The organism is Lactobacillus sp. ESL0701, assembly GCF_029433445.1.
Lineage (GTDB): Bacteria > Bacillota > Bacilli > Lactobacillales > Lactobacillaceae > Lactobacillus.
In genome coordinates, this window is record NZ_JAQTIC010000010.1 from 27,895 (window position 1) to 46,750 (window position 18,856).

Below are 18,856 nucleotides of genomic sequence, written 5' to 3' on the forward strand. Positions count from 1 at the left end.
TAATTATTTCAGCATATTCTTCGCATACGGTAATTCCAGTGACGGATCAGCATTGAGTGTCATATCAGCAAACTTACCTTCATTATACAAATTATAAGCCGCCGCACCAATCATTGCTGCATTATCGCCGCACAACTTTAGGTCAGGCAAAATTACCTTTGGTCGCATACTTTCTGGCAAAGCCGCGATTTCCTGACTCATGCGATCACGTAGACCATGGTTAGCGGCTACACCGCCACCCATAATAAAGGTTTTTGGTTGATATTCTTTAATTGCACGAATTGTCTTAGTAGATAACACATCTACCACCGCCGCCTGAAAACTAGCAGCCAAATCATACTTGTTCAATTCTTGGTGAATTTGGTCAGCATGGTGACAAGTATTAATAAAGGCGCTCTTTAGACCAGAAAATGAAAAGTCATAATCATCATCGGTCATCATTGCTCGAGGGAAGTTAAACGTATCTTGACCTTGATGTGCCCAGTCATCAATCGTTTTACCAGCTGGATATTTCACACCTAGAACTCGACCAATCTTGTCGTAAGCTTCTCCTGCGGCATCATCACGGGTATCACCAACAATTTCAAAGTGCGTGGGGTCTTTCATCAAGACAATTTCAGTATGACCCCCGGAAACTTGCAAGGCAAGAGCAGGATATTCAATTTCATCTGTTAGTTGAGCTGCCATAATGTGACCCATAATATGGTCAACACCGATTAACGGAATCCCTGTAGCCATTGAAGCAGCCTTAGCCGCACTAACACCAATTAATAGTGCGCCAACAAGTCCAGGACCGTAAGTTACCGCAATTGCATCAATATCATCCCAAGTGGCGTTTGCCTGCGCTAATGCTTCTTTAGTAATCTGGCTAATTACTTCAATATGATGACGACTGGCAACCTCTGGAACTACCCCGCCGAAACGTTGATGGCTCTTAATTTGCGTTGCCACAATTAAACTTTCAATTTCACGGCCATTTTTAATGACTGCTGTAGAAGTTTCATCGCAGGAACTCTCATAAGCTAAAATCCGAATATCTTTTTGTTTGCTCAAAACTTATTCCCTTTCTTATTTCGTGTTTGTGTTAAATTCAGCACCATATTTAAGCCATCTGTTTGCGTTTCTTGATAATAATTTGGGCGAATAAAAGTTGGACTGAAGCCTAACTGTCGGTATAATTTTTGCGCTACCAAGTTATCCACGCGAACTTCCAAGCTAACATATTCGCAGCCCCACTTTTGTGCTAATTCAATCATTATCTGCATTAAGTATGTGCCTAAGCCTTGCCCCTGCCAATTAGGAGCGACTGTTATATTAGTTATATGTCCTTCAGGCTGGTTAATGCGCACACCCGCATAAGCAATCAAAGTTGAAGATTGATAAACAACTAAATATAGCAAGTTGGGCTTGGTCAGCTCTGACTGAAAAATCTCCGCGTTCCACGGCATTCTCCCATTGTAAGCCTGCGTTTCCAGCAGCAGCATATTAGAAATATCATCAGACTTGGCCCGCATAACTTGAACGGTTTGACCAGCAAAGGTAAACACAAATGGCTGAAATTCTATCTTAAGTGGCTGTTTTTTAAAACGAGAAAAATAATTATGCTGCTTAAACTTCTTCCACATAATTACTATCTGGCTCAAACGGCTTCCCCGTCTTCTTATGCCAGTCAACCTCTGCTTGCGTCCGCCGCAAATAATTTGGTAACAACTGGTCAGGATCAGTTGGCGTGGCTGTTTCTGCTAGCTTGCCAATTAAGCCAGCATGAATAACATTTTGGTCATCAGTACCGTAACTAAAAGGTACAGCCAATGCCTTAAGTAATTCTTCCTGCTTGGTAAAACCCGACCCAATAAAGATAATCTTGCTTACAGACTTATTAGCTAAATATTCCTTAACAGCTTCCAGCAATGATGAAATATGATAGTGACCATCAGCCAGGACATTAACTGGCAGACCACCCTCATTAACATAACCGCCAGCAAAGTAGTTATCATTGCGGGCATCAATTCCTGCTACAATCAATGTATTTTGATCGCTGCAGCCAGCAGCCAAAGCTTGCAAGGTTGAAATACCGACGACTTCTTTATTTAAAATACTAGCAAACATTTTAACCGTCGTAATTCCAATCCGCAATCCCGTATAAGATCCTGGTCCAATTGCTACCGCAAAACGATCAAGATCCTTTAACTGCAGATTATTTGCTTGCATAATTTCATCAATTAAAGGATCAAGATGCTCACTATGGTTGCGTTCATCCTGTTCACTTTTTTCAACAATAACTGATTGGTCGTCATTCAAGGCTACACTCAAGTGATTAGTGGCCGTTGACACACTTAAAATTTTCATTTCAGATTACTTTTCCCTTTTTAAAAAATCTACCTTTTCATTTTAACACGAGAAAGGGCCTGTAAAACAAAGTAGATAACAAACATTTGTACCCAAGGAACAATTAATTCTTTAGGCAGTCGCTGCACTAAGGCCGCATTAAAATTCAACCCATACAAAACGTGTACCCACAAAGTATTCAGACCAACGTTAACAATTACGGTAACCAGCAACGTCGACAAGATAATCCGCCAAATCTTAACTGGTCGGTGATAAAAAAACAGTCCGTAAATTAATGGTCCAACCATCGCACTAAGTGTAAAACCGATGAAATAACCACCTTGATTACCAAAGATAGCTGAGGAAACAAGATCCCCAATCGCGCCGCCGACACTGCCCCACACGGGACCAAAAATGAAGCCCAGCATCACGCTCCCAATAAAATCAAGACTGACATGAACAACTGCCGTACCAATACTGAAGCGATGCAAGATTATTTTGATTGCAATTACAACTCCAAGTAGAATTAAGTCACGTAGTTCTAGTTTTAGCGTTCTTTTTGAAATCATCGCCAACACTTCCTCTCATTAAAAAAGCATGACGACCAGTCATGCTCAATTAATTATATTATATTTTACGCCAAGTTAGTTCACAAACGGCTCTAGGATTGCCTTCTTCATCCTCAATCACATGATAGGACTTAATATCTTGCCCATCATCCTGTACGCTAACATATGCAAATGGCTCCTGACCATACGTTACTTCTTGATTAAACTTAATGTCTAGACTTTGAATTAGGTGCTCGCGCAAAAATTCACGGTCCAAAGTATCAATGAACCAACTAAAGTAATGCCCGTTAGTCATATGGTGGTTAGTATCTAAGTCATCATAGCGAACCCGATACTGGCGCTTAACTTGATATTCTTTTTGCGGTCGCAAGCGAGGGAAACGTGGCAATTTCTTTAATAATGGAATACCTAAGTCGGTCATCATCTTTTCATCTGTTGCTACCATTTTACGCTTCTTCAAGTCGAACAAGACCCACTCACTCTTAACTGTAATGAGCATCTTCCCTTGTTCATCAATAAAATTAAAGTCCCGGTACTCCAAAAAGCGATTATAACCAACAGCATCAGTAGTAACCGTGATGTGGTCATTAGGTTGGGGCAATGCTTGAACCTCAATGTGGTATTGCGTGACGACCCAGCCCAAGCCACGCTCGGTCAAAGCATTAGTACTTGCTTCGCCACTACTTAATTGGTGTTCGGATACACTCATCATCAAGTCAATCATTGCCGGCAACTTCAAATGCTGGTTTTCATCACATTCATAATATTCAATTCGTTTTTGTTCACTATATTTCATTAGTTGCCTCTGTTTTGGTGATATTCATCATAAAGTTCGTTCTTAGAAACATTATTTAACTGGGCTACTTCTTTAATGGCTGACTTTTTACTTTCACCTTGAGCAACTCGGTCATCGACTAACTTAATCAATTCAGGCCATGTTAATTGTTTAATTTCAGCTGTACTTGGCGATACCAACATGACAAATTCACCGCGCGGCGCGTTTTCAGTAAAATAGTCATTTAGTTCCGCAACTGTTCCCCGGACAAATTCCTCATGAATTTTAGTTAGTTCCCGTGCAGCCACAATCTGCCTGTCAGGTGCAAATACTGTTGCCATATTTTTTAACGTCTTAACCAGCCGATGCGGTGCTTCATAAAAAATTGAAGTTGCATGAGCCTTAGACATTTCTTCAAAATAAGGCTTCTGCTCACCTGCCTTACGCGGCAAAAAGCCGTAATAAGTAAACGGCTGCGCATCAAATCCCGAGGCAATTAAGGCCGTCGTAAACGCCGACGGACCCGGCAGTGGTACTACGGGAACATTATTTTTAATACATTCCTGCACTAAAATATAGCCCGGATCAGAAATAACCGGCATCCCTGCATCACTGATTTCCGCAATTACTGCCCCTTCTTGCATTAATTGCACTAATTCCGGTGCACGCTGCTTAGAATTATATTTATGAAACGACAGCATGTGATTATGCACGCCAATCTTTTCTAGCAAAATGCCACTAGTTCGTGTATCTTCAGCCGCGATATAGTCTGCATCTGTTAATACCTTTTTAGCCCGAATCGTAATGTCTTCTAAGTTACCAATTGGTGTTGGTACCAAATAAAGCTTACCCTGATCATCTGCATAACTACTTTGCCGCTGCATTTTATCCGTCCTTTAATGTACTTTCTTCTTTTTCTTTTCACCGAAATTATCAAGAATATCTAAACAAAACATGCAATCAGAACTTGGATCACGATGTGAGCCATAGTACATGTTGCAAATATGATAACCCGAGTTATAAATCTGCCGCAAGGACTCAAGACCACTCTGAGTCTTAATTGTTCCGTTATGCGCATTGGCATTCGTCATTTTGTCCATTTTTTCACGTAAAAGCTGGTTCTCAACCTTTAACTCGGTATTTTCCTTGAGTGTATCTAAAATATCATTTTCTAAACTCTCGATTGTCTTGGTCATCTTCATCATCGAATCGTGGAGTTGCTGCAATTTTGAATAAGAGTCCACCATCAAACACCTACCGTTTCCACTGCAAAGCTAGATAATCCAATAAGTTGCGAAAATTAACGTTGCTATAACGCATCTTGTCAATTTCTAATAAATTTTGAAGCATCTTAGCTCCCGCCTGTTGATCTTTATCATTTAATTCCGTTTGTGCCATCTTCTTTAACATCAACCAAACATAATTTTGGCTAACTTTACTCTTAGCCAAATCTGCTAATTGGTGGGCACTGACAATTGATAGCAGATCGTATTCCAACATTTCTTGATAAAAATATTTAATTTCTTGGTCAAATTTGCGAGTATCGCCAAGTTCAAGGATCTGGTCTTTAGTAAAGCCGTTTTGAATTAAAAATGCGGTTTTGTTATCTACTTGCTCGTCAGCCGCAAAATTAATAATTTGTGTTCTGGAACGCACTGTTGGCAAAATCTGATCAACATTATTAGTAATCAAAATTGTCACAACAGGAGCAATCGGTTCTTCTAATAAATTAAGTAGGGCATTAGCTGCTGGCAGCGTTAATTTTTGTGCCTCATTAATAATAAAAAACCGGCAGCTGCTCTGCACTGGGCTTTTGCCTAATTCTTCCTTTAATGGTCGAATTTGATCAATCCCTAAACTTTGCTTACCTGCAGTAGTTACCAGCAAGACATCAGGATAGTTACCAGAAATAATTTGCCGGCAATTTTGGCAAGTGCCATCAGGCCGCTTTTCACCAGTACAATTAAATAAACAGGCAAGCCAATATGCGGTATTAACAGCCTCATCTTCATCACGGTCAACAAACAAATAACTATGTGCCAGTTGTTTTTGCTGGTAAGCACGTTCTAAAAAAGCTGCCTCTTTAGCGCTCTTTTGCGTAAGATCAATAGCCATTAAAATTGCTTAAACGCTTCTACTGGTAAGACAAAGCAAGTCGCACCGCCAACCGTAATTTTAATCGGCTGACTGCTCATATCAAAGCCAGTCATTACCATATTAGGGTTCATATATTCCTCGCGCGCCTTGGAATCTTCCTTAATGATATGTAACACTTCTTTTACATGTTCATCATCAATCCCAATAAGAAATGTGGTATTGCCTTGACTCAAAAAGCCACCAGTTGTAGCCAACTTAGTCGCACGAATATTTTCTTTAACCAGAGTACGCTGCAGCCGACTGGCATCTTCTTTTTGTACAATTGCGATTATTAACTTCATCAAATCAGTCCTTTAGCAATTCTTTTGGTAAACGGTTTACAACAATTTTAACACAATCTGCTACTACCTGACTAAGAGGTCGATTAGCATTAACAACCTCAATGCGGTCGGAATATTGCTGGTTAACCCACTGGTAACCCTGATAAACTTTTTGGTGAAAAGCTAATTCTTCTTGTTCTAAACGGTCTTCTTGACCGCCATGGTCCTTAGCAATTCGTGCTAAGCCCACTTCAGGCTGCACATCTAAGAAAATAGTTAAGTCAGGTTCAATCCCACTAGTGGCAAAATCATTAATTACCTTAACAGCTTCAATTCCTAAATCTCGTCCGACACCTTGATAAGCTAATGAACTATCGACAAACCGATCAGAAAAAACAACTTGACCCTGTTCTAATGCCGGAATGATTGTTTCTGCCATGTGCTGACTTCTTGAAGCGGCATAAAGTAATGCCTCGGTTTTAGCACTCATAGCAACATTAGCCGGATCCAAAATAAACTGCCGAATTTGTTCCGCGATTTTGGAGCCACCGGGCTCACGGGTCACAAGATGTTGTACCCTGAGCTTAGGGGCAATCTGGGCTACAACTTGTTCCAAAACAGTACTTTTTCCAGACCCATCAGGTCCTTCAAAACTAATAAAAAAACTTTTCATAAAACTCTCCCATGCCTCTATTTTACAGAAGTTCTTTCTATATTAACACCCCAACATACTTTTAATTTTAGCAAAAATAAAAAAGCCTACACTGGTAGACTTTTTAGTCAGAAATAGCATTCGTGTAACCACTAAATCTTGTATGTCGCCGGCGAGCTTCATTATACAAAAAAGAATATTTCGCCTGCAAAATTTTATTAGCAATAATATTGTCGTCTGACATATCTAATGTTGTCGGATCCAAGCTCTTTTGCACGGCAATTTCATCCTGCAGCTTTTCAATCACGGCAACTAATTTGTCGTCGCCCATTTCTTTAACCTTAGTTCGTGCCATTAGATTGATGTTCTCCCTTGAACTGCCCGCTTTAGCGTAATTGAATTAGCATACTCAATGTCGCTGCCGACCGCCAATCCTGCTGCTAGTCGTGTTACCTTAATCCCCGCCGGTTTAATTAGCTTGCTAATATACATCGCCGTGGACTCACCTTCTGGAGTTGAGTTTAACGCTAAAATCACTTCTTTAACACTATCTTGCTTTTGCAGGCGGACAATTAATGACTTAATGTTAACTTCCTCAGGACCAATCCCATCCATTGGCGATAAAACGCCATGCAGAACATGATATAAGCCGTTATATTCGCCCATTTCTTCAAAGGCCATCACATCTTTAGGCTGCTCAACAACCATAATCGTTGTTTGGTCGCGTTCAGGATTGGCACAAATCAAGCACGGATCTTGCTCGGTAATATTACCGCAGATTGAGCAGCGCCGTAATTTTTCTTTGACATCTTTAAGTGCTGTACCAAAGTCATTAACATCATCATCCGGCATATCTAGTGTATAAAAAGCCAGCCTAGTGGCTGTTTTTTCACCAATGCCCGGTAATTTCATATATGAATCAATCAAATGCGCAATCGGTGTTGGATATTGCAATTAAATCATACCCTTCGTGTACTTACCTAAACTCGCTTGGGTAGCTTGGTCAATTTCTGATAAGCCCTTGTTAACCGCGTCAATGATTAAATCCTGCAGCATATCTGGATCATCAGGATCAATTGCTTCCTTGTTAATCGTAATATCTTTTAACTTACGATCTCCACTAAAAGTAGCAACAACTAAATCATCAGCAGACTTACCCACAAATTCTTGAGCCGTAATTGTTTGCTGCTCCTGCATCATTTGCTCCTGCATTTTTTTAGCTTGCTTCATCATTTGCTGCATGTTCATTCCACCCATGCCGCCCATTGCACCAAAATTAGGTCTCTTACTCATTTTGCTCTCCTTTATTTAATCTTTAATATTAACCACATCACCAAATAAGTCTTTGGCTTTTTGAACTACTTCATCATTTGCAGTTTGCTTGTCAGAAGCAGCCAGCTCACTTGCTGGTTCTTGACCAGCAGATTCTTTTTTCTTAGCCAGTAGGTCTTTGCCATGCATTTGCAAAAAGTCTTTGCGCACCTTGAGCCAGTCTTCATCTGGTACTAAGACAATCTCATAGTCATGCTGCGTAAACTTGGCAATTTCACTAGTTAATTTAGTCAAAAAGTCGTCGTCTGCACTAGCATTCTCAAACCATAAAGTATACTTACACTTCATTACTACTTGGTCAGGACTAGCTGCTACTGGCTGCAGGACATCAAGCAAAGCTCGCTGTGAAACCGACAAGACTGATTGCAAATCCGGCCAAATATCTTTAAGCGCCAATAAATCTTTCTTAGTTGCATTTTCTAGCACATGATAAACTTGCTTGCGATTCTGTTCATTGGCATGGTCAGTGTTACGCACACGTTTTTTCTTCGGCTTTTCAATTGCTGTATGGCTTGCCTGCGACTTGTTTTTAACAGCAGAATCAACATGGTAAACCTGATCGCGATTAGTTTTACGTGGCTGCTTGGATAACTTCGAGAATTTTTCAGTTAAATCTACTACTTGCTTTTTTAAAGCCGTAATTTCAGCTTGCAAATCGCTGCTTTTACCATCAGGCAATGCGGGGGCACTAGCAGCTGGTGTAACAGCTTCAGTCCCTTGTTCACTGCTAGTACTTGCAACCAAAAACACCTCTAGCGGAATCTGCTGCTGATTGGTATAGCGCAAATCATTCAACGCGGTATTAGCCGCCGTAATTAACTGAAAATAGCGCTGTGTTGGGACAGTCTCAATCTTTTGTACAAAATCAGCACTTAAGAAATTACTTTCATTTTGTCCCTCGGTCTTAACTACCATCAGAGCATTGGTTGCCATATCAATCAATTCATCCAGAATATTTTTTGAAGTGGCACCATTTTTTAGCTCTGCTTGAGCTAACGTTAACGCCTTGGCCGTATCTTTTTCTAACAGCGCCAGCAAAATTTCTTCAATTTTTTCTTTCGCGGCAAAACCGGTAATCTGCAGGGCATCATCATAATTAACCGCATCTTTTTCATAGCTAAGCAGCTGATCCAAAATACTCAAGGCATCCCGCATCCCGCCGTCAGCAACCTGAGCAATAACTGCTAATGCCTTATCCTCATACTTAATCTGTTCCTGATTCAGAATATATTTCATCCGTTCTTCAAGATCAGTTTGCGCAATTCGCTTAAAATTGTAGCGCTGCGTACGAGAAATAATGGTAGCCGGTACCTTCTGCAATTCTGTCGTTGCTAAAATAAAGACCACATGTTCCGGTGGTTCTTCTAATGTCTTAAGCAGCGCATTAAAAGCCCCAATCGATAACATGTGAACTTCATCGATAATGTAAACTTTGTACTTACCTTGTGTTGGCGCGTATTTAACCTTATCGCGAATTTCGCGAATCTCATCGACACCGTTATTAGAGGCGGCATCAATCTCCATAATATCGGACATCGCGCCCTTATCAGCGGCTAAGCAATTAGTACATTCATTGCAGGGTTCACCGTCTTGCAGATTAGTACAATTCAGGGCTTTAGCAAAAATCTTGGCACACGAAGTTTTCCCAGTCCCCCGGGGACCAGAAAACAAAAACGCATGCGAAACTGTACCGCGCTTAATCGCATTTTTTAGAGTATTCGTAATATCTTCTTGACCGACAACACTGTCAAAAGTGCGCGGCCGCCATTTGCGGTATAACGCTTGATAAGCCATGTTCATCTTTCTCTAGTAAAAAACTCTTAACTCTTTTGCAGAGTTAAGAGTTTATTGATATCTAATAAAAGGCACATGCCTGAGCAACCTTAGTGCTGCTACCTTCCGGTCCTGACACGCTTCAGAGGTCAAACATTGCCCAATAGATATGATACCGTATTTAGCATGACTTTTCCACTACTTTGCTGAATTTTTCGCTAATTTTTGCTGGCGGCGAATTTCTTGAAAGAAGTCCTTCAACATCTTACTTGCTTCTTCACGATACAAGCCGCGCACAACATTCGGATGATGATTAAACTTCGTGACAGTAAACAAGTCAACGACACTGCCTGCTGCACCGGCCTTAGGGTCAAGTGCACCATAAAAAACATTCTTAATGCGCGAGTTAATAATCGCACCGGCGCACATTGAACATGGCTCTAGAGTCACAAACAAACTGCAATCAATCAGCCGCCAGCTGCCAAGGTTTTGGCAAGCTTGTCTAATCGCCATCATCTCGGCGTGCTGCGTGCCATCTTGATCAAGCTCACGCCGATTGTAGCCTGAACCAATCACTTGCCCATCGGGATCAACTACCACTGCACCAATCGGCACTTCACCTAAGTCTTGAGCTTTTTTAGCTTGGTCAAAGGCTAATTGCATGTATTTCTTTTTATCTTCACTAGAAAACATCATTAGTTATTCACTGCCTGTAAAATATAGTAACCTTTATCCCGCGTTAAGACGCTGCAATTACCAAAAGTTTCTGTCAGCAACTTGCGGGCACTTGGTTCACCCTGCTTCTTCTGAATAACAACCAGCAAGACGCCGCCAATTACTAAGTGATCCTTAGCGCCAGCTAAGATACCAGAAACCACTTTTTTACCAGCACGAATTGGTGGGTTAGTTACAATTAGACCAAACTTCTTTTCTGCAGGAACATTCTGATAAATATCAGATTGATAAATCGCAACATTAGTAATTTGGTTTAATTGGGCATTTTTACGGGCTAATTCTAAGCCGCGCTCATTGACATCAACTAGGTCAACAGATTGCTCAGGCCAGAATTTTGCTGCGAATAAGCCAAGTGGACCGTAGCCAGCACCAACATCCAAAATATTAGCTGCTGGGAAACTCACATCAGCCATTGCCTTAATTAGCACGCCAGAGCCATAATCAACCCGCATTTTTGAAAAAACACCGGCATCAGTGTTGAACTTCAAATCCACACCATTGACGTGATAATCAACTACATGTTCATCATGCTTGGCGGTTGGATTTGCCGCAAAATACATTTGATTTTTTTCGTTAGCCATTACTCGCTCATTTCTAAATTAATCTCTTACTAACAATCTTACTCTTAAAATCTTAGCAATTAGCTAAGATTACTTCGGCAAAAAGGTCCCCGGCTTAATATATTGCAAAATACGGTAGCCAACTTTCTTCTCTTTAGCCGAATGATCATTTGTTTGGTTCAAAAACATGATAATTCCATTTTGATTATCAGCAGTTAATTGTGCCCACATGCCAAAGTGTGTCCCATGCAAATTGCCATAAGCAATCTTAAGTTTACCAGACTTTTTAATATGAAGACCGCCAGAATAAGCCGTAACCTTACTGTCCAAATTAGTTAGATATTGAAATTGCTTTTGCGTCAAAATCGTTCCATCAGTCAAGCCACACTGGATTCGATAATACTCCATTGGCGTCGTCAGTAGATTGCCTGCGCCCAATAATTGGGAAGCAAAATCTTTTGTAAAATTCACGGTGTTACAATAATTGGCATTGCCATTCGAATAGTATGAACTTGCTATCAGCTTAGATTTAGGCAAAGCTGCTGCCGTAAACGTACTCGTCAGACCCAAAGGCTTAACAATTCGCTTATGCAAGTTGGTCTGATAAGATTGTCCCGTTTCTTGACGAATGATCCCAGCCAGCAAAATATAATTCGCATTATTATAATTATACTTACCAACCTTGGCGAATGAAAATTTATTGGCATTCGCAATTGTCATCTTAATTGCAGCACTTTCAGAATAATTATAATTACGCCAAACTTCAGTATTAGTTGGTTTAATCCCCGACGTATGGGTCAACAAATTACCAACCGAAATTTTCTTAGCATTCTTTAAATCTGGAAACCACCGGTCAATTTTAGTATTCTGGTCAAACTCTTGGTTAGTTTCTTTTTCTTCGTCCATAATCTGGACAATCATTGCACCCGTGATCACTTTTTGCAGCGAACCAGTTGGATAAACTACTTTGTGGTTACCATTTCCGATTTTGCGATTGCTTGAGGCATAACCATAACTAATCTTTTGCGGCACGCCATTTTTAATTACCACAACCGAGCCACGCACATGATTTTGCGCCATTGTGTGACGGACAAATTTACGCAGTGACTTTTTCCCTGATGTCGCTGCTGCTACTTGTTCTGGCTGCCAGACACGCGGTGCTCCAAATGCACCGACACCAAGCAGCAATGCCACTTCAACTATTCCAACTTTAAAAACACTTTTCTTCTTCACAGTTAATATTAATATTCCAATCTGATCTTTTTTAAACGCTTTATTGCCAAGGGCACACTCATATAACAGTAATATTTTTACCCCTGTTATTCAAGTTTAACAAAACTAATAAACAGAGTTTTTACCATTTTATCTCTTTTCGGTAACAAAATATGAGCTTATAATAGGTAGAAATGAGTACAGGAGAATAAAAATGAAATTTAAACGCACTTTATTAATTGCAACTGCCTTAATTACACTCGGAACGATCGTCGCAATTGCACCACACCCCATTGCAGCAACTACCACCAAGATTAAATCCTATCCTAAAAGTATGCGTGGTACGTGGTATTACTATGATACTTATACCCAAAAACTTGATAAGGAGGTTTTTACCAAAAAGACCGCTAAATTCTATGTTGGCAAGAAAAAAGTCGGCTACAATACATTACACACCTACGTTAAACACGATCAATATCTAAGTAACAACGCCTACTTACAAAAGACAGGTCATTGGGCATATGCCAATAACAGCACTACTATAAATGGTTTAACTTGGCTTAATATTCGCGGCTGGAATCAAGGGATGGGTGACGGTGCTTACTACAATACGGCTACACTTGATGGTACCGAGATTTTAACTAATGCTAGTGGTGCTAAAATTTGGGTTGACCATCATGCATACCGTACACCAGAACTCGCTAAAGCCTTTGAAAATAAGCATTATCAATATTTTAATTATCAAGAATAAATAAAAAGCACTTCTTAATGAAGTGCTTTTTAACTTAATATGTGACCCTAACAGCTGAATAAACATAACCATCGACCGTGGTTGCAGCTCCAACACCAATTGTCTTGTCACTTGGATTAAGCAAAATATCACGATGACCCCAATTAGAAGCTGCAACATCAGCTGATGTGCCACCATTTGGTGCAGGTTCCAACTCCTTATTGGCATGATTAGTAATCCAGCCCCACGGATCCATTGCAATATATTCAGCAATACTATGATATGAAATACCCGCCTTAGTAAAATAATCTTCCAAAATAAAGTTGCCAACTTCATCATAATGGGGATCTTCAGTTACTGGCGCCAAACTCCGCTTCGCGCGTTCCTCATTAAGATCTTTCAAAAACTCTTGGCGAAACTCATTAATTGAAAAATCTTTAATTGTTGACCGTTTTGGTTTCGGCATTGGCAACATCATTATTCAGAGCCCAACCGCCCCACGTGCAGCCTAAAGCAACAGCCGCAATCATTATTTTTCGATAATTAAGTTTCATTTTTACGATCTTTTCCTATATTCACTAATCGTTACTTAATAATCACGCGCATCCCCGTTGGCGCATGATGATAAAACCACCGGGCATCACTAGTGCTCAAATGAACACAACCATGAGAAGTGGGCTTTTTACCAAGATTTTTAGCAACTGACTTAATCGTTTTATGTTGCAGAGTGCGCGGATTCTCATGAAACAAGTACAATCCACCTTGCAAAAAGCCCACCGCATATCTGGCTCCCATCTGTTCACTAGCTGAATAAAACCACGGCGCGCGATAAGTATTTATTCGGTAATGTCCCCGCGGTGTTTGATTGTGTGCACCAGTTGAAACATAAAATTCATAACGCGTCTTTTTCCCCCGCTTTAAATATGCCCGCTGTTTTTTAAGCGAAACAATAATGCGGTCTTTTTTGGCACTTAAGTGCTTGGGGTACGGCTTAACTTCAGATGATTTGGTATAACTAATTGGTTCACGCATATTTGTCCGTGGTACTTCATCACTGGCATTGACTGGTAATGGACTGCTTAATAAGGCAATTCCACTAACTACTAAGCCAATAACTAATAAGCGAACTTTTTTAATCATTAATTTTTCTTCCCTAATTGTTTAAATTCCGATAAGTAAAACGCATCAACTTAGCTGTATCGGAAAACTCGCTATTATCATGCAATGTAACTGTAATCAAGCCAGTATCCTTGCGGCTACTGCCAACAAAGCAATAACCAGCTCGCGGCGTCCAACCAGTCTTCATACCATCAACTTTAAATGTTTTATGATAGTATTTTTTGCCTGGAAGCATCCGATTTTGATTGACTAATCTTTGCCCTGCAACCTTTATTGACTCAGTCGCAAAATACTTCATTAAACTTGGATAATCATGGACCACATGATATGCGACAACTGCTAAGCTCTTAGCCGACAATAAATTCCCCGAAGTCAGGCCGCCTTTAACATAGTAACCATAGCGTGCCAGATCGTCATTTTCTAGTCCCGAAGCTGACGTAAACTTAGCCTTAACATGCCATAACTTAGCCTGCTTGTTCATCATTTTAATAAATTTGCGGTTTGAACCGGCAACCCATTGTCCTAACCGAATCGCCGAATTATCATCAGAATCAATAATTGCCGATTCAAGTACCTGTTTAACAGTATACGTGTGACCTTTTTTCGCATGAAAACCATCAAAGTTTGGATTGGTGCCCATTTTAATTAGTGACTTAGAAAATTTAAGCCTTTCTTGCCAAGCATGTGGGTGATTAGCCAACTTACGTCTAGCTAAATAAATTGTCATTAATTTTCCGGTTGATGCGATTAAATATTGTTGATTGGCATTCTTTTGCAATAAAATTGCCCCAGTTTTGCGATTAAGTACAATGTATGCTCTCGCCTTAGTCTTGGGCTTTTTAGCAAGAATTTGCCCATCACTCTGACCAACAGTTTTCGCTTGATGATGACTATACACCTGCTTTTTCTTTTGATGCAGCGTCAGCGCACTTTCATCAGTTAGTCCCGTATTAGTAGCCTTAACAGGAATAACTGCACTAATTAATAGGCAAAAAATTACCGTAATCCCCACAAAGTAACGCCTAATCCTCAAATTTAACAGCCTCCCATATAGCTATTCATTAACATTTATTTTAAAAATAATCATTCACGCACTCCATTATAATATAAAATATTAACTGTGTATTGCATTTTTAAGAAGGGACCCCAAGATGTCAATTAAAGTTAAGCATTTTTTGACTGCTCTATTAATTAGTGTAGCCTGCATTCATAGTGCCAACGTTAAAGTCATGGCTGCTAGTCAAGAAGCTGTGCCAAATACTCCAAGTCAAGCAGCACAAAATAACAACCAGCAGACTGCCCCAACAGATGCAGCCGCCGCAAAGCCAGAGCCGATTATTTATCATCAAAAAGGTTCGGGTGTTATCTTCCAAACTCATTATGGCTTCAGTAAAAAACTAAACCAAAAAGGCAGAGCAGCTAAAGGCTACTATAATAAACGAATCAACTATTCTAAAATTGCTCGAACTGCTAAAGGTACTTTTGTTAAAACAAAATATGGCTGGTTAAACAAAAATGCGTTCAATCAGTATTTAATCACTAAAAATAAATTAAATTACAAGATGAAGATTAATGCTAATGCCTCCTTGTATAACAAGCCGGCTTACACTAATGGCGTGCGCAAAATCACCACCATCAACAATCTAGACCTCAAAAACAAATTGGTGCACGTTAATATGATTGCGCATACTAACATAAACATTACTTATTATCGGTTCAACTTTAACCACCAAAATTATTGGCTTCCAGGATCAAAATTAAAGTTCAACCTAAATGCCTTAAAGGGCAATAATCGCCAGTTAGAGCGTGCCATTACCAAAGGCGAAAAGATGATTGGTCATTCTGTTTATAATGAAAATACCCGCCACTATGATTGTTCCAGCTTCATGAATTACCTCTATTCAAGTATTGGTCACCATTTAGGCTCAACGACATTTAGTCAATGTAACAATGGTCGCGGCGTTAGTTACCAGCATAAAAAACGCGGTGACTTAATTTTCTTTGATGACCCATCTGATGGTCACTTAGCACATGTTGGGCTTTATCTAGGCAAAGGACTTTTTCTGCACGACAGTCCCTATACAACTACCGGCGGCGTTGACGTTTCGAGTCTACATGATGCATTTTGGAATTCTCGTTCTACCAAATCAAAAATAATCCATCACCCTGATGGTATTGTTCGAAGAATCATTTAAAAACAAAAAGCACTTCAATTGAAGTGCTTTTTTGTAATTAATTTCTTTCATGAATTGTCTTAGAATTAGTCACTGGAAAAATTCGCTTGGCATAATAATACCGTTGAAAGTTTGCCGCAGTTACCGTTACTCCCCAATTAGGCCATGAATGCAAGGCCTTGTTATTACCTAAGTAAATACCAACATGATAAACATCTGGTTTTGGTTGACCATAGAAAATGATGTCACCACGTTTTAAATGGTTTAAGCTGACTGTCTGCAAAGTGCTGCTTTGTACAAATGAACGGCAGCCCCATTCATGAGTTGAATGCCATCTTGGATTAGCCGGTGATGGATCAATTCCAGTTGCATACATACATTGCATAATGAGTCCTGAACAATCAACCGAAGTTCCCGGCTTCTTAGAAGTAAAGTCAATCCAAGCAGTACCCGCATTTTTATATTGATAGCCGCGCTTGATAAAAGCCTTGACGTAGTCACTTCTAGTTGAAGCATAATTTAGACTCTTGTCAAATGGACTAGTATAGTAACCCTTTAAATGCAAGCTCTTCATGTGCAACTGCCGGTATTGCTTAGGAATCTGGTAACGACGTACTGTTGAAATTTCAATTTTAGAGCTTTCAGCTGAAGTCGCATCATTAGTTGCGGGGGCATACAAACGCCAAGTAGTATGCAGGCGGTGATACCAAGCTGCAGGATAAGTTACCGTAAATTTACCATCAGCATCAGTAGTATATTTCTTCTCATCAACATACTTCTTGCCATCCCATTTTTGTAAATATACTGGTCGAATTTCCTTACTGTTTAAGGAAACTTGATCCTCAATTTTATCCCCGGCAGTCCACTTATATTTAGTGCTTAAATTACTAAAAGTAGTTGCTGCTTTGACAGTATTATTTTCCGGCTTACTAGTATCTGCAGGTGAGGCAGTATTATTGGCAGCTTCTTGGTTTGAATTACTTGCCGCAGTAGTCGGACTAACACTATCGGCTTCAACAATCGTCCCTGATGTTAAACCACCTAATAACATTACTGCTGCAGCGCCAGCAAATAATTGTTTCTTATATTTCATCTTTTTCCTTCCAAAATACAAATCAAACTAACTGACAATATAATATCATTAGCGATTTAATAAGTAAATTGGATTTTGAATTATTTAATAGCTCAAAGCTCTTAAGCCATCGCCGCGCCAGTGGTTAATAAATTCATTCTCACTCATTGCAGATTTTTTACCAGTCCAAGGATCATTGTAAAAAATTTGACCATTATGATAACCTGTCAAAGCTAGCGCATGATTAGAAAAGCCGTCAACGTCCTTCACCCAAGCAACCACTAAATGTGAATGAAGTAATTTATTTTTGACTGCTGCTAGACTATCGCCAGTCATTACTTTAGCTTTACCCAAATAATGTTTGACTACACCTTTAATTCCATTTGGCGTTACCCAATAACCACCCGGATATTCCTTATACGGTGAGCCAATAAAACCTTTATCTGGATTACTGCTACGTGGCGTTTTCTTGGCAACCGTAAATTTAGAAACCTTGACGCCAGCAAAATTTAACATCATTGTTACGGCTGTCATTTCACAACCTGTTGGCAATTCTGGTCTTTGACTAATTACTTTAGCATTATTTTTAATCCCAGTAATCTTACCATTTTCGATCCAATAATATGCTCTGTTTGTCGAAGTTGAAGACTCATGACGCTGACCATTTGTCCCGTAATAACTATAAGTTGCACGATGCGGCGTCTTTCTCACGCCTGTAAGCATAACCCCATTTTTATCAAAAAGATAGTTAGCTTGACCGATTTTAACTGTACCTTTAATTTTTTGACCGGATTTATAGTAGTAAGTCTTTTTACCATTTACAACCCAACCCTGCTTTTGCGGTTTAGGCTTGGCAGTTGTCGTGGTCTCGGCATCACTTGCGGCACTATTTTGATTCGTATTATTATCCTGCTTGGCAGTGTCAATTTTATTTGCCTCTTGAACAGTGTTTTGATTGTCAGCTGGCGTAGTGGTTGCGGCTTTAACCGTTGCAGTCGACTTCCAGCCCATTAATGCAAGAGCAGTAATCATTGTAACAATGATTTTTTTATTCATAATTTTTCTGTACCCTTCCAAATAAATTACTATACTATTATAATTTACGCTTTTGTAAATTTAGGTTCAATAAAATTTTTAGAAAAAAATTGAAAATTAATTGTCAAATACGAAACATTATTACTAATTCAAATTACTTTGAATATTACTTTTATAGATGATATAATTTCATTGTAAATAAAAAGGGCGTTGCGCTGGTTACACAACTCCCTGACGTAGATTCCACTAAAAGTGGTTTACTACCTGAAAATAATGTTTTGACAAAACCGTCATTCTGATATGAACCCCGAAATTAGAACAAACTAATTTCGGGGTTTTACTATGGTTAAATTATCTAAACAAGACAAAATTG

General features: G+C 39.6%; 24 protein-coding genes and 1 other RNA gene. 2 read left to right on the forward strand and 23 right to left on the reverse strand.

Annotated elements, in window-relative coordinates; translation table 11 throughout:
* Nucleotides 1-3: 3 nt before the first annotated feature.
* The 18 genes from tsaD to PT281_RS07710 form a co-directional block, all read right to left on the reverse strand.
* A complete protein-coding gene (gene tsaD, locus PT281_RS07625; RefSeq protein WP_277153463.1) occupies nucleotides 4-1,053 on the reverse strand; it encodes a tRNA (adenosine(37)-N6)-threonylcarbamoyltransferase complex transferase subunit TsaD in 1,050 nt (349 codons plus the stop codon).
* Complete coding sequence (rimI, locus tag PT281_RS07630; protein WP_277153465.1) at nucleotides 1,050-1,625, reverse strand: ribosomal protein S18-alanine N-acetyltransferase; 576 nt, start codon at nucleotides 1,623-1,625, stop codon at nucleotides 1,050-1,052. Before rimI ends, tsaD begins: the two co-directional genes overlap by 4 nt.
* Entirely contained in the window at nucleotides 1,609-2,349 is a 741-nt protein-coding gene (tsaB, locus tag PT281_RS07635; protein ID WP_277153467.1) for a tRNA (adenosine(37)-N6)-threonylcarbamoyltransferase complex dimerization subunit type 1 TsaB, read from the reverse strand. Before tsaB ends, rimI begins: the two co-directional genes overlap by 17 nt.
* Before the next feature lie 29 nt (nucleotides 2,350-2,378).
* Entirely contained in the window at nucleotides 2,379-2,897 is a 519-nt protein-coding gene (locus PT281_RS07640; protein ID WP_277153469.1) for a folate family ECF transporter S component, read from the reverse strand.
* A 58-nt stretch (nucleotides 2,898-2,955) separates the two neighbouring features.
* Nucleotides 2,956-3,693, reverse strand: a complete 738-nt coding sequence (locus PT281_RS07645; protein WP_277153471.1) for an acyl-ACP thioesterase domain-containing protein — start codon at nucleotides 3,691-3,693, stop codon at nucleotides 2,956-2,958.
* Nucleotides 3,693-4,556, reverse strand: coding sequence for a 16S rRNA (cytidine(1402)-2'-O)-methyltransferase (rsmI, locus tag PT281_RS07650; RefSeq protein ID WP_277153473.1), 864 nt, complete (start codon nucleotides 4,554-4,556; stop codon nucleotides 3,693-3,695). The genes PT281_RS07645 and rsmI overlap by 1 nt, the downstream gene beginning before the upstream one ends.
* Nucleotides 4,557-4,568: 12 nt before the next feature.
* Nucleotides 4,569-4,916 carry a DNA replication initiation control protein YabA gene (yabA, locus tag PT281_RS07655; protein ID WP_277153475.1) on the reverse strand — a complete coding sequence of 116 codons (348 nt, stop codon included), beginning with the start codon at nucleotides 4,914-4,916 and terminating at the stop codon, nucleotides 4,569-4,571.
* A gap of 10 nt (nucleotides 4,917-4,926) precedes the next feature.
* On the reverse strand, nucleotides 4,927-5,787 hold the full coding sequence (locus PT281_RS07660; protein WP_277153477.1) for a DNA polymerase III subunit: 861 nt from the start codon (nucleotides 5,785-5,787) through the stop codon (nucleotides 4,927-4,929).
* A complete protein-coding gene (locus tag PT281_RS07665; protein ID WP_277153479.1) occupies nucleotides 5,787-6,110 on the reverse strand; it encodes a cyclic-di-AMP receptor in 324 nt (107 codons plus the stop codon). The genes PT281_RS07660 and PT281_RS07665 overlap by 1 nt, the downstream gene beginning before the upstream one ends.
* A 4-nt stretch (nucleotides 6,111-6,114) precedes the next feature.
* Nucleotides 6,115-6,762 (reverse strand): dTMP kinase, encoded by a 648-nt coding sequence (tmk, locus tag PT281_RS07670; RefSeq protein ID WP_277153480.1) that lies wholly within the window; start codon nucleotides 6,760-6,762, stop codon nucleotides 6,115-6,117.
* Nucleotides 6,763-6,865: 103 nt separating this feature from the next.
* The gene (locus PT281_RS07675) at nucleotides 6,866-7,096 is read right to left on the reverse strand and encodes a YaaL family protein (RefSeq protein WP_277153482.1); all 231 of its coding nucleotides are present in this window, start codon (nucleotides 7,094-7,096) and stop codon (nucleotides 6,866-6,868) included.
* Nucleotides 7,096-7,695 (reverse strand): recombination mediator RecR, encoded by a 600-nt coding sequence (recR, locus tag PT281_RS07680; RefSeq protein WP_277153484.1) that lies wholly within the window; start codon nucleotides 7,693-7,695, stop codon nucleotides 7,096-7,098. The genes PT281_RS07675 and recR overlap by 1 nt, the downstream gene beginning before the upstream one ends.
* Nucleotides 7,696-8,034, reverse strand: a complete 339-nt coding sequence (locus PT281_RS07685) for a YbaB/EbfC family nucleoid-associated protein (RefSeq protein WP_277153486.1) — start codon at nucleotides 8,032-8,034, stop codon at nucleotides 7,696-7,698.
* Between the two features lie 15 nt (nucleotides 8,035-8,049).
* Nucleotides 8,050-9,867 (reverse strand): DNA polymerase III subunit gamma/tau, encoded by a 1,818-nt coding sequence (gene dnaX / locus PT281_RS07690; protein WP_277153488.1) that lies wholly within the window; start codon nucleotides 9,865-9,867, stop codon nucleotides 8,050-8,052.
* A gap of 52 nt (nucleotides 9,868-9,919) precedes the next feature.
* Nucleotides 9,920-10,019, reverse strand: an RNA gene (gene ffs, locus PT281_RS07695) — signal recognition particle sRNA small type.
* A 25-nt stretch (nucleotides 10,020-10,044) separates the two neighbouring features.
* Nucleotides 10,045-10,539 (reverse strand): tRNA adenosine(34) deaminase TadA, encoded by a 495-nt coding sequence (gene tadA / locus PT281_RS07700; RefSeq protein WP_277153503.1) that lies wholly within the window; start codon nucleotides 10,537-10,539, stop codon nucleotides 10,045-10,047.
* Nucleotides 10,540-10,541: 2 nt separating this feature from the next.
* Nucleotides 10,542-11,162, reverse strand: a complete 621-nt coding sequence (locus tag PT281_RS07705) for a class I SAM-dependent methyltransferase (RefSeq protein WP_277153489.1) — start codon at nucleotides 11,160-11,162, stop codon at nucleotides 10,542-10,544.
* 69 nt (nucleotides 11,163-11,231) lie between these two features.
* Entirely contained in the window at nucleotides 11,232-12,374 is a 1,143-nt protein-coding gene (locus PT281_RS07710) for a serine hydrolase domain-containing protein (RefSeq protein ID WP_277153492.1), read from the reverse strand.
* Nucleotides 12,375-12,567: 193 nt separating this feature from the next.
* On the opposite strand from PT281_RS07710, the gene PT281_RS07715 reads away from it, so the two are divergent.
* Nucleotides 12,568-13,104 carry a hypothetical protein gene (locus tag PT281_RS07715; RefSeq protein ID WP_277153494.1) on the forward strand — a complete coding sequence of 179 codons (537 nt, stop codon included), beginning with the start codon at nucleotides 12,568-12,570 and terminating at the stop codon, nucleotides 13,102-13,104.
* Nucleotides 13,105-13,138: 34 nt separating this feature from the next.
* Here the strand turns inward: PT281_RS07715 and PT281_RS07720 are convergent, their stop codons facing one another.
* From PT281_RS07720 to PT281_RS07730, 3 genes are all read right to left on the reverse strand, one after another.
* On the reverse strand, nucleotides 13,139-13,549 hold the full coding sequence (locus PT281_RS07720) for a hypothetical protein (protein WP_277153495.1): 411 nt from the start codon (nucleotides 13,547-13,549) through the stop codon (nucleotides 13,139-13,141).
* 119 nt (nucleotides 13,550-13,668) lie between these two features.
* Nucleotides 13,669-14,223, reverse strand: a complete 555-nt coding sequence (locus tag PT281_RS07725) for a L,D-transpeptidase (RefSeq protein WP_277153496.1) — start codon at nucleotides 14,221-14,223, stop codon at nucleotides 13,669-13,671.
* A gap of 13 nt (nucleotides 14,224-14,236) precedes the next feature.
* Nucleotides 14,237-15,235 carry a serine hydrolase gene (locus PT281_RS07730; RefSeq protein WP_277153497.1) on the reverse strand — a complete coding sequence of 333 codons (999 nt, stop codon included), beginning with the start codon at nucleotides 15,233-15,235 and terminating at the stop codon, nucleotides 14,237-14,239.
* A 118-nt stretch (nucleotides 15,236-15,353) separates the two neighbouring features.
* Between PT281_RS07730 and PT281_RS07735 the strand changes: the two genes are divergently transcribed.
* Nucleotides 15,354-16,397, forward strand: a complete 1,044-nt coding sequence (locus tag PT281_RS07735) for a C40 family peptidase (RefSeq protein ID WP_277153498.1) — start codon at nucleotides 15,354-15,356, stop codon at nucleotides 16,395-16,397.
* 37 nt (nucleotides 16,398-16,434) lie between these two features.
* Here the strand turns inward: PT281_RS07735 and PT281_RS07740 are convergent, their stop codons facing one another.
* Together PT281_RS07740 and PT281_RS07745 are read right to left on the reverse strand one after the other, a co-directional pair.
* Nucleotides 16,435-17,469 carry an NlpC/P60 family protein gene (locus PT281_RS07740; RefSeq protein WP_277153499.1) on the reverse strand — a complete coding sequence of 345 codons (1,035 nt, stop codon included), beginning with the start codon at nucleotides 17,467-17,469 and terminating at the stop codon, nucleotides 16,435-16,437.
* Between the two features lie 84 nt (nucleotides 17,470-17,553).
* Nucleotides 17,554-18,504, reverse strand: a complete 951-nt coding sequence (locus tag PT281_RS07745) for a C39 family peptidase (RefSeq protein WP_277153500.1) — start codon at nucleotides 18,502-18,504, stop codon at nucleotides 17,554-17,556.
* Nucleotides 18,505-18,856: the final 352 nt, after the last annotated feature.